The sequence below is a fragment of the Anoxybacillus thermarum genome (assembly GCF_000836725.1).
GTDB classification, from domain to species: domain Bacteria; phylum Bacillota; class Bacilli; order Bacillales; family Anoxybacillaceae; genus Anoxybacillus; species Anoxybacillus thermarum.
The window spans coordinates 17,152-27,837 of the sequence record NZ_JXTH01000037.1; the positions used below are offsets into that span (position 1 = coordinate 17,152).

Genomic DNA, 10,686 nt, shown 5'->3' on the forward strand with positions numbered 1-10,686 from the left:
GAGATGAATGGCAAGGGTAGTTGTTGGAATGTCTGGTGGTGTCGATTCATCTGTCGCAGCGCTACTGTTAAAACAACAAGGATACGACGTCATCGGCATTTTCATGAAAAACTGGGATGATACAGATGAAAACGGGGTATGTACAGCGACGGAAGATTACGAAGATGTCGTACGTGTATGCAACCAAATTGGTATTCCGTATTATGCGGTGAACTTCGAAAAGCAATATTGGGAGAAAGTATTTACGTACTTTTTAGATGAATATAAAGCGGGACGTACACCGAATCCAGATGTGATGTGCAATAAAGAAATTAAATTTAAAGCATTTTTAGAACATGCGATGGCGCTTGGAGCTGACTATTTAGCGACAGGACATTATGCGCGCGTCGCTTATCGCGATGGTGAATATCAATTGTTGCGCGGGTTAGATGCAAATAAAGATCAAACGTACTTTTTAAATCAACTCGGACAAGCGCAATTGTCGAAAGTGCTGTTTCCGATCGGGGAATTGCAAAAATCGCAAGTGCGTGAAATAGCGAAAGAGGCGGGGCTTGCAACAGCAGGGAAAAAAGATAGCACAGGCATTTGTTTTATCGGTGAACGCAATTTTAAGCAGTTTTTGAGCAATTATTTGCCTGCACAACCGGGCAAGATGCAAACGCTCGATGGAGAAATAAAAGGTACGCATGATGGGCTTATGTATTATACGATCGGACAGCGCCACGGGCTTGGCATTGGCGGAAGCGGAGAGCCTTGGTTTGTTGTCGGGAAAAATTTGAAAGAAAACGTGTTGTACGTAGCACAAGGATTTGATAACGAATTGCTTTATTCCGATGCTATTATTGCAACGAATGTCAATTGGATAAGTGATCGAAAGCCGCACGAATCCATTTCATGTACGGCGAAATTCCGTTATCGTCAACCAGATGTGCCGGTTACTGTAGAAATGATTGATGAGACGACAGCGCGTGTATCATTTAGCCAACGCGTGCGCGCAGTGACGCCGGGACAAGCAGTTGTGTTCTATCACGGTGAACAATGTCTCGGTGGCGGTACGATTGATCAAGTATTTCGCGACGGCAACCGACTCACATACGTTGGCTAACCTTCAACTCAACAGACGAGTTGAAGGTTTTTTTGTTATAATATGCATATGAGGTGAGGTAGATGGATTACAACGCACAAGGCATTCAATATATGCAGCAACGTAAATATGAAGAAGCGGTCAAATGTTTTCATGAAGCAATTGAACAAAAACCGAACGATCCTGTTGGCTACATTAATTTTGGGAACGTGTTGGCAGCGGTTGGTGAAGAAGAAAAAGCGATCCGTTTTTTTAAAAAAGCGCTTGAACTTGATGAAAAAGCAGCGACAGCGTATTACGGACTCGGATCTATTTATTACAACAAGCAACAGTTCGAACGTGCGAAAGAGGAATTTGAACGTGCCATTCAAGCGGGGTTAACAGATAGCGATGTATTTTTTATGCTCGGTATGTCGCTCATGTACTTAGAGCAACCCCGCTTAGCGATGCCGTATTTACAACGGGCGGTAGAACTAAACGAGCGCGATGTGGAAGCGACGTTTCAACTTGGGCTTTGTTTAGCACAACTGCAGTTTGTCGATGAGGCGATGATTTATTTTGAACGCACTGTGCAATTAAACAATCAACATGCTGATGCTTACTACAATTTAGGTGTCGCCTACGCATACAAAGACGATCCAAAAACAGCCCATGAGATGTTCGAACAAGCGCTTGCTATTCAACCAGATCATTTACTTGCAGGACACGGGAAAAAGCTAATGGAACGCGCGTTGCAATAAAAGAGGGGGGATGGAGTTGCAACAACAGCTAGATCTAGACGGACGATCGTTTATTAAAGGCGTCCATATTGGCACGATTTTTCATAACGAAGACAATTTATATTCTGTCATTCGTGTACGCGTGGAAGAGACAAATGAAACGCATATAGAAAAAGACGTTGTTGTAACAGGCTATTTCCCTTTGCTCGGAGAGTATGACACATATACGTTTTTCGGCTCATTTAAAGAACATCCACGCTTTGGGAAACAATATGTTGTCGAGCATTTTCGGAAAGAGTTTCCTGAAACAAAAGAAGGAGTCATTCAATATTTATCAGGTGGCATGTTTAAAGGAATCGGGAAAAAAACAGCAACCGCCATCGTCGAAACGTTAGGCGAGAGAGCCATTTCTAAAATATTAGAAGACCCCGATGTGCTCGCAAACGTACCGAAACTGACAAAGGCAAAAGCGAAGCAACTGTATGAAACGTTGCGCGAACATGAAGGATTAGAACAAATCATGATCGCTTTGTCGCAATTCGGATTTGGCCCGCAGTTATCGATGAAAATTTATCAAGTGTACAAAGATGAAACGTTACAAATCATTCGCACGAATCCGTATCAGCTTGTAGAAGACGTTGAAGGGATCGGATTCGGCCGCGCGGACGATCTCGGCTTGCAACTTGGCATTTCGGGCAATCATCCTGATCGCATTCGCGCAGGTTGTTTGTATGTTATCGAGCAACATTGCATACAAGAAGGGCACGTCTACATGACGTATGAACAACTGCTTACGGAAGTGAAACAACTACTAGAAGCGAAACGTCAAGAGCTTGTCGATGTCGGTTGTATTTCCCGCGAAATCGTTCATTTATCTGAAGAAGGGAAGTTAATCGCCGAAGAAGATCGCTTTTATATCCCTTCGCTATACTTTGCCGAAAAAGGTATTGTGTCAAACATCAAGCGACTGCTTAAACAAACGGACACGTTCACATGTTCTGAAGCTGAATTTTTACTTGCGCTTGGGGAATGGGAAGAAGAGGAAAACATTCAATACTCGCGGAAGCAAAAAGAAGCGATTCAACAAGCACTTTGTTCCCCTTTATTTATTTTAACGGGCGGACCGGGCACAGGAAAAACGACGGTCATTAACGGCATCGTTCATTTGTTTGCGAAATTGCATGGGCTATCGCTTGATCCGACGAGCTATGATACGGACGAGCCATTTCCTATTTTGCTTGTTGCTCCAACAGGACGTGCAGCGAAGCGCATGACGGAATCGACAGGCTTGCCTGCGATGACGATTCACCGTTTGCTCGGTTGGAGCGGAGACGGATTTCAGCGGGGAGAAGATGAGCCGATTTGCGGAAAACTGTTAATCGTTGATGAAATGTCGATGGTTGATACGTGGTTAGCAAATCAGTTGTTAAAGTCTGTCCCAGCTACGATGCAAGTCATTTTCGTTGGCGACGAAGACCAATTGCCTTCTGTCGGTCCAGGACAAGTATTAAAAGATTTGCTTCGCGCAAACGTCATTCCGACCGTTCGGCTAACAGACATTTATCGGCAAGCGGAAGGTTCATCGATTATTTCGCTTGCCCATGCAATTAAAGATGGAAACGTTCCTCACGATTTGACGGTCCCACAAAAAGATCGTTCGTTTATTCGTTGTACGAGCGGACAAGTCGTTGACGTCGTAAAAAAAGTAGCTGAAAATGCGAAGCAAAAAGGATATCGCGCAAAAGATGTGCAAGTGCTTGCGCCGATGTATCGCGGCCACGCGGGAATTGATCGGCTTAACGAGACGCTTCAACAACTATTTAATCCGAAATGCGACAGTAAACGTGAACTCGTTTTTGGCGATGTCGTTTATCGCGTTGGTGACAAAGTGTTGCAACTCGTCAATCAGCCAGATGAAAACGTATTTAACGGCGACATTGGTGAGATCGTTGCCATTTTTTACGCAAACGAAAATGTAGAAAAACAAGACCTTGTTGTCGTTTCATTTGATGGGAATGAAGTGACATACCCAAAACAAGAATTACATCAAATTACGCACGCATATTGTTGTTCGATTCATAAATCACAAGGAAGTGAATTTCCGATCGTCATTTTGCCCGTTGTAAAAAGCTATTATCGTATGCTTCGGCGGAATTTACTATACACAGCCATTACGCGCAGTAAGCAATATTTAATTTTATGCGGTGAAGAAGAAGCGTTCCAACTCGGGGTGATGCGAACAGAAGACGGAACGAGACAGACGACATTATACGAAAAATTAATCGCTACTATTTCACCAGAACAACAACTACTTCCGATGGAAGATGCAAACATCGGAATGGAAGGTGTTACCCCGTATGACTTTATGGAAAATGACGTAACATAATGACGGACACACATATTGGCACGCTCCTTCTTTCCGTGACGTATGTTTACGTAAAAAAATGACAAAGATAGAAGAAAAAATAAAAAGGAGCGTGTCCTTTTATGTTAAAGTGTCCGAATTGTCAAAGTAAAGATTTAGGGAAAATCGGTGTTAATCAGTATTATTGTTGGAACTGTTTTATTGAGCTAACCGTTCAAAAAGGAATGATTTATACGCACCAAGTTGAAGAAGACGGGACGCTCAGCTCGCTTGATGATTTGTTTAGTGAACAAGAACGAACCTTGTTTTCGTAATGAAAGGAGAATGACGATGAATCGAACAATCGCTTCTTTAATTGCGATCGGTGCAGGAGTAGCCGCGTATCAATTAGCGCAACGAAACGGTGGCATGAACATGCGCAACATGCGAAAAGTCGGCAAACAAATGTTGCGTCCATTTATGTAACGAAAAACCGGCAATCTCATCTGAGGTTGTCGGTTTTTTGTATAACATCCTTCTTTTGACCTCACACTATGGAAAGAGGAGGGATCATCTTGGAACATTCACATCTTCATTTTTTCGTTCGTTTAACGAAATTGTTATTTGTTTTAGTTTGTTTATATTTTATTGTAAAGCTGAAGTCTGTATGGCTTCCGTTTTTGCACTTATTTATAAAAATTTCGACCCCTTTTTTTATCGCTGCATTTATTACATACTTACTGCATCCTGTCGTTGAATACGTTCATCAACGCGGCATGCCGAGGGCGTTTGCTATTCTTTTGATTTACGCCATATTTTTTGGCGGGATCGGTTTTGCTGTTTATAAAGGGACACCGTTATTTATCGCTCAGTTGGAAGATTTAAATAAAAGTTTGCCGATGTTTGTTCGCACGTATGAAAGATGGACGAATGTTATTCATGAACAAACGGCAACGTGGCCTTATGATATGCACCAACGAATTGAGGCAATGATAGCGGAGGCCGAGTCATTTATTAGCGGGGCGGTTACAGGGGCAATTATTGGTTTGAAACAGTTGATTAATCGAGTGATCGTTTTTTTTATTATCCCGTTTATCGCTTTCTACATGTTAAAAGATGTGGAGCTCATGAAAAAAGCGGCGTGGGATTTAACCCCGAAAAAATGGCGGAATGAAGGTGTTCAATTTTTGCGTGATGTTGATCGAGCGCTCGGTGGCTATATTCGTGGGCAATTGTTCGTCTGCTTATTGATCGGCACAGCCGCTGCACTTGCGTTTTGGCTCATCGGCATGAAATATCCGCTGTTGCTCGGCATCATTGTCGGCGCAACAAATGTTATTCCTTATTTTGGACCGATTATCGGTGCGATTCCGGCCGCCATTATCGCTGCCACCGTTTCAGTAAATATGTTGTTTTTGACCGTTGGCATCGTCTTTTTATTGCAATTTATTGAAGGGAACATTTTATCCCCTTTGATCGTAGGGAAAAATTTACATTTACATCCGCTCATCATAATGTTTTCGTTATTTGTCGGTGGAGAAGTAGGGGGAGTGCTCGGTTTAATTGTTGCTGTCCCAATTGTCGCGATCGTAAAGGAGACATTTATGCACATTCGTGCGTTGAAAACAACGGTGCATTGACAAAAAAAAGGGGCTTGTCTATAATTTTCACAAGAGTAATACATAAAAAACGATGAAGGATCGAGTATGTTACAGTCCATCTTAAAGCGCTTTCGGCGCACAGAGAGGAATTTCCGCGGCTGAAAGAAATTCCAGATGAAGGGTAACAGAACGCTAATCCTGAGTGCAGGCAAACCCTGCCGACGAAGCCACGTTACGGCGGTTGAGGTGATGGACGTTTTGTCCATAAACAGGGTGGTACCGCGAGCAAGCTCTCGTCCCTGAGCAGGGATGGGAGTTTTTTATATTTTCAAGGGAGGAAGGAAACGTGAAAAAGCTAACATCTGCTCAAGTACGTCAAATGTTTTTAGACTTTTTTAAAGAAAAAGGTCACTCTGTTGAGCCAAGCGCGTCGCTTATTCCAATTGACGACCCGTCATTGTTATGGATTAACAGCGGTGTTGCAACGTTAAAAAAATATTTTGACGGCCGTGTCATTCCGGACAATCCGCGCATTTGTAACGCGCAAAAGTCGATTCGTACAAACGATATTGAGAATGTCGGAAAAACGGCGCGCCATCATACGTTTTTTGAAATGCTTGGAAACTTTTCCATTGGTGATTATTTTAAACGAGAAGCGATTCATTGGGCATGGGAGTTTTTAACGAGCGAAAAATGGATCGGCTTTGATCCGAACCGTCTTTCTGTGACGATTCACCCGGAAGATGAAGAAGCATTTGACATTTGGCATAACGAAATTGGTTTGCCTGAAGAACGAATTATTCGTTTGGAAGGAAACTTCTGGGATATCGGGGAAGGTCCGAGCGGCCCAAATACAGAAATTTTTTATGATCGCGGGGAACAATTCGGTAACGATCCGAACGATCCCGAATTATATCCTGGTGGAGAAAACGAACGTTATTTAGAAGTATGGAACCTTGTCTTTTCCCAATTTAACCATAACCCTGATGGCACGTATACGCCGCTTCCGAAGAAAAACATTGATACAGGCATGGGATTAGAGCGGATGTGCTCGATTTTACAAGACGTTCCAACAAACTTTGATACCGACTTATTTATGCCGATCATTCGGGCGACGGAACAAATTTCAGGTGAAACATATCGCGCCGATGCAGAAAAAGATGTGGCATTTAAAGTGATTGCCGACCATATTCGTACGGTGACGTTTGCAATTGGCGACGGAGCGCTTCCATCAAACGAAGGACGCGGCTACGTGTTGCGCCGCTTATTGCGCCGTGCGGTTCGCTATGCAAAACAACTAAACATTCAACGTCCATTTATGTATGAACTCGTTCCAGTTGTAGGCGAAATTATGGTCGACTATTATCCGGAAGTGAAAGAAAAAGCACAATTTATTCAAAAAGTGATTAAAAACGAAGAAGAGCGCTTCCACGAAACGTTAAACGAAGGCCTTGCGATTTTAGCGAACGTCATCGAAAAAGAAAAACAACGCGGCAGCGACACGATTAGTGGTGAAGATGTATTCCGTTTGTACGATACATACGGCTTCCCGATTGAATTAACGGAAGAGTATGCAGCGGAAGAAGGAATGAAAGTGGATCACGACGGTTTTGAACGTGAAATGGAGCGGCAACGTGAGCGAGCACGTGCTGCGCGTCAAGATGTTGATTCGATGCAAGTACAAGGTGGTGTATTAGGCGACATTAAGGTAGAAAGCACGTTTGTCGGCTACGAACAACTTTCTGTTTCTTCTGTCGTGGAAGTGATCGTAAAAGACGGTCAACTTGTCAATGAAGTACGCGAAGGGGAAGAAGCGCAAGTCATTTTACGTGAAACGCCGTTTTATGCGGAAAGCGGCGGACAAATTGCCGACCGTGGCTGGATCGAAGGAGAAACAGGAAAAGCGTACGTCAAAGATGTACAAAAAGCACCGAACGGCCAACATTTACATCATATCGTTGTCGAATACGGTGTTATTCAAACAAACAGCACATATACAGCGCATGTCGATGAAGCGGCGCGCGTCGATATCGTGAAAAACCATACAGCGACGCATTTGTTACATCAAGCGTTAAAAGATGTGCTTGGCGTGCATGTAAACCAAGCAGGCTCCCTTGTTGCGCCTGATCGTTTACGCTTTGACTTCACTCATTTCGGTCAAGTGAAACAAGAAGAACTTGAACAAATTGAGGCGATCGTCAACGAACAAATTTGGCGCAATCTTCCTGTTGCTATTGAATATAAACCGCTTGATGAAGCGAAAGCGATGGGGGCGATGGCGCTGTTTGGCGAAAAGTATGGCGACATCGTGCGCGTTGTGCAAGTAGGCGACTATAGTTTAGAGCTTTGTGGTGGCTGCCACGTCACAAATACGGCGGAAATCGGTTTATTTAAAATCGTTTCAGAGTCCGGTATTGGCGCTGGTACACGACGCATCGAAGCGGTGACGGGAAAAGCGGCGTACCGTTTAATGAACGATCAAATTGCATTATTGAAAGAAGCGGCAGAAAAGTTAAAAACGAACCCGAAAGACGTATTGACGCGCATCGATACGCTTATGAATGACATGCGCGAATTGCAGCGTGAAAACGAATCGCTTGCTGCCCGTTTAAGCCATATGGAAGCAGAAAACTTAGTGAACCAAACGAAAGAAATCAATGGCGTTCAACTTGTTGTAAGCAAAGTAAATAACGCTGATATGAACAGCTTACGTGCAATGGTCGACGATTTAAAACAAAAATTAGGATCAGCAATCATTGTGCTTGCTTCTGTCCAACAAAATAAAGTAAACTTAATTGCCGGTGTCACAAAAGACTTAATCGACCGCGGTTATCACGCTGGAAAACTCATTAAAGAAGTGGCGGTGCGTTGCGGCGGTGGCGGTGGCGGCCGAGCAGATATGGCACAAGCAGGCGGAAAAGATGCGAATAAAGTAGACGAAGCATTGAAATTTGTCGAGCAGTGGGTAAAATCTGTTTAATAAACGGTGGAAATCGTGTACAATGGATGTAAGGATGGATATGCCAGATTTCGTGGAGCGTGAGAGTGGGGTGCAAAAACGGTGAGTTCGTTTGATAATACAATGCAATTTAACTTCTCGGAAGAACCGATGAACGTCGATGTTCGAGAAGTATTGCTTACTGTATACGACGCGTTGCAAGAAAAAGGATATAACCCGATTAACCAAATTGTCGGTTACTTATTGTCTGGTGATCCAGCTTACATCCCTCGCCATAAAGATGCCAGAAACTTAATTCGCAAAGTTGATCGTGACGAATTAATTGAAGAATTAGTGAAATTCTATTTACGAACACATCGCGAGGAATAGCCATATGCGTATTTTAGGATTAGACGTTGGAACGAAAACGCTCGGCGTTGCTGTAAGCGACGAATTAGGATGGACGGCTCAAGGCATCGAGACGATTCGCATCGATGAAGAGCATGGCGAATATGGTTTTGACCGTTTGCGGCAACTGATCGAGCAATATGCGGTCGAAGAAATCGTCGTCGGGTTTCCGAAAAACATGAACGGCACGATCGGACCGCGCGGTGAAGCGACAAAACGCTTTGCAGAACAAGTGAAACAAACGTTTTCACTTCCTGTCGTCTTATGGGACGAAAGGTTATCTACAATGGCGGCAGAGCGCATGTTGATCGCTGCGGACGTCAGTCGAAAAAAGCGAAAGCAAGTAATCGACAAAATGGCCGCAGTGATGATTTTACAATCGTATTTGGATCATAAACAATTGAGGTGAACATGATGGAACACGGTGAAAAACACATTACAGTCGTTGATGAAGACGGTAACGAGCAACTTTGCGAAGTATTATTTACGTTTGAATCTGAGGAATTCGGAAAATCATATGTTTTGTACTACCCAATTGGTGCAGAAGAAGATGACAACGAAGAAATTGAAATTCATGCTTCTTCCTTTATCCCAGGAGAAGATGGGCAAGCAGGAGAATTGCAGCCGATCGAAACAGAAGAAGAATGGGACATGATTGAAGAAATGTTAAACACATTCCTCGGCGAAGAGGAAGAAGATGAAGAATAAGGAGCTGGCCGCGCGTCAGCTTCTTTTTTTATTTATGTTTTGTCGTTGTTTGTAGTATAATGTCAAAAGTGAGGAGGGATGGCGCATGTTACAAGAACATGAAGCGAAAACAGTGCGAAAAATTGTTTTATATATTACTGTACCTTTGTTATTGCTAATGGTTGCCGCATGCATCGGTTTATTTGTATACATTCGTTCAGCGTTGCAGCCCGTTGATCCGAACAATAAAACGCCGATTCAAGTCGAAATCCCGATTGGCTCCTCAGTATATACGATTGCCAATATATTAGAAAAAAACGGCGTAGTGAAAGATGCAACGATTTTTCGCTATTATGTAAAATTTAAAAATCATGCTGATTTTCAAGCTGGAAATTATACGTTTACAAAAGCAATGACATTTGAACAAATTGTAAAGCAACTAAAAACAGGAAAAGTTGTGAAAGAGGCAAAATTGAAAATAACGATTCCAGAAGGAAAACAGCTGACGCAAATTGCGGCGATTATGTCACAAAAGACGGGCTATTCCACAGAAGACATTATGGCAAAATTAACAAATCGCACGTACATTGAAGAGTTAATGAAAAAATATGAGTCAGTCAAGACTTTGTGGAGAACATTTTTTCGGTTCACTACGGGTGTTGTCAATCACTAGTTAGCGAACCATTTTCAGGAATTGATATCGTAAGCGCTTTTGGACTCTCATCCCTCATCTTGAAGTGATGATATTGTATTCCATTTTTTTACACCCAACCAAAATCCCGAAGCGCCGACAACGCTTGATGGATCGGCGTCCCGGATGACCGCTGCAGACACGGTAGATTCTGACGCACCACATCTGCCCACAACCGTCCTGCCTTCCGTTTGGCCTGTTCAACCCGCTTGGA

At 43.2% G+C, this 10,686-nt stretch carries 11 protein-coding genes and 1 pseudogene; 11 read left to right on the forward strand and 1 reads right to left on the reverse strand.

Translation table 11 applies throughout. The annotated features are described in order from the left end of the window. Positions 1–7 precede the first annotated feature (7 nt). From mnmA to LH47_RS09555, 11 genes are all read left to right on the forward strand, one after another. Positions 8–1,105, forward strand: coding sequence for a tRNA 2-thiouridine(34) synthase MnmA (mnmA, locus tag LH47_RS09510; RefSeq protein ID WP_043966900.1), 1,098 nt, complete (start codon positions 8–10; stop codon positions 1,103–1,105). 62 nt (positions 1,106–1,167) lie between these two features. After that, positions 1,168–1,824 carry a tetratricopeptide repeat protein gene (locus LH47_RS09515; RefSeq protein ID WP_043966902.1) on the forward strand — a complete coding sequence of 219 codons (657 nt, stop codon included), beginning with the start codon at positions 1,168–1,170 and terminating at the stop codon, positions 1,822–1,824. 10 nt (positions 1,825–1,834) lie between these two features. Beyond that, positions 1,835–4,189, forward strand: a complete 2,355-nt coding sequence (recD2, locus tag LH47_RS09520; protein ID WP_043966904.1) for an SF1B family DNA helicase RecD2 — start codon at positions 1,835–1,837, stop codon at positions 4,187–4,189. A gap of 101 nt (positions 4,190–4,290) precedes the next feature. Then, a complete protein-coding gene (locus tag LH47_RS09525; protein ID WP_021093919.1) occupies positions 4,291–4,482 on the forward strand; it encodes a hypothetical protein in 192 nt (63 codons plus the stop codon). Positions 4,483–4,492: 10 nt separating this feature from the next. Then, complete coding sequence (locus tag LH47_RS15290; protein WP_080730253.1) at positions 4,493–4,633, forward strand: YrzQ family protein; 141 nt, start codon at positions 4,493–4,495, stop codon at positions 4,631–4,633. A gap of 89 nt (positions 4,634–4,722) precedes the next feature. After that, positions 4,723–5,787: an AI-2E family transporter gene (locus LH47_RS09530; protein WP_084221307.1), complete on the forward strand. Its 1,065-nt coding sequence runs from the start codon at positions 4,723–4,725 to the stop codon at positions 5,785–5,787. Positions 5,788–6,094: 307 nt separating this feature from the next. Beyond that, positions 6,095–8,728, forward strand: a complete 2,634-nt coding sequence (gene alaS, locus LH47_RS09535; protein WP_043966908.1) for an alanine--tRNA ligase — start codon at positions 6,095–6,097, stop codon at positions 8,726–8,728. Positions 8,729–8,809: 81 nt separating this feature from the next. After that, on the forward strand, positions 8,810–9,076 hold the full coding sequence (locus tag LH47_RS09540; RefSeq protein WP_026011524.1) for an IreB family regulatory phosphoprotein: 267 nt from the start codon (positions 8,810–8,812) through the stop codon (positions 9,074–9,076). Positions 9,077–9,080: 4 nt separating this feature from the next. Then, the gene (gene ruvX, locus LH47_RS09545; protein ID WP_043966910.1) at positions 9,081–9,503 is read left to right on the forward strand and encodes a Holliday junction resolvase RuvX; all 423 of its coding nucleotides are present in this window, start codon (positions 9,081–9,083) and stop codon (positions 9,501–9,503) included. Positions 9,504–9,508: 5 nt separating this feature from the next. After that, positions 9,509–9,802 (forward strand): DUF1292 domain-containing protein, encoded by a 294-nt coding sequence (locus tag LH47_RS09550; RefSeq protein ID WP_004889318.1) that lies wholly within the window; start codon positions 9,509–9,511, stop codon positions 9,800–9,802. A gap of 85 nt (positions 9,803–9,887) precedes the next feature. Further along, positions 9,888–10,454 (forward strand): endolytic transglycosylase MltG, encoded by a 567-nt coding sequence (locus LH47_RS09555; RefSeq protein WP_235341099.1) that lies wholly within the window; start codon positions 9,888–9,890, stop codon positions 10,452–10,454. Between the two features lie 88 nt (positions 10,455–10,542). Here LH47_RS09555 and LH47_RS15295 read toward each other — a convergent pair. Continuing rightward, positions 10,543–10,686 (reverse strand): annotated as a pseudogene (locus tag LH47_RS15295) (UPF0236 family protein); the annotation flags it as partial.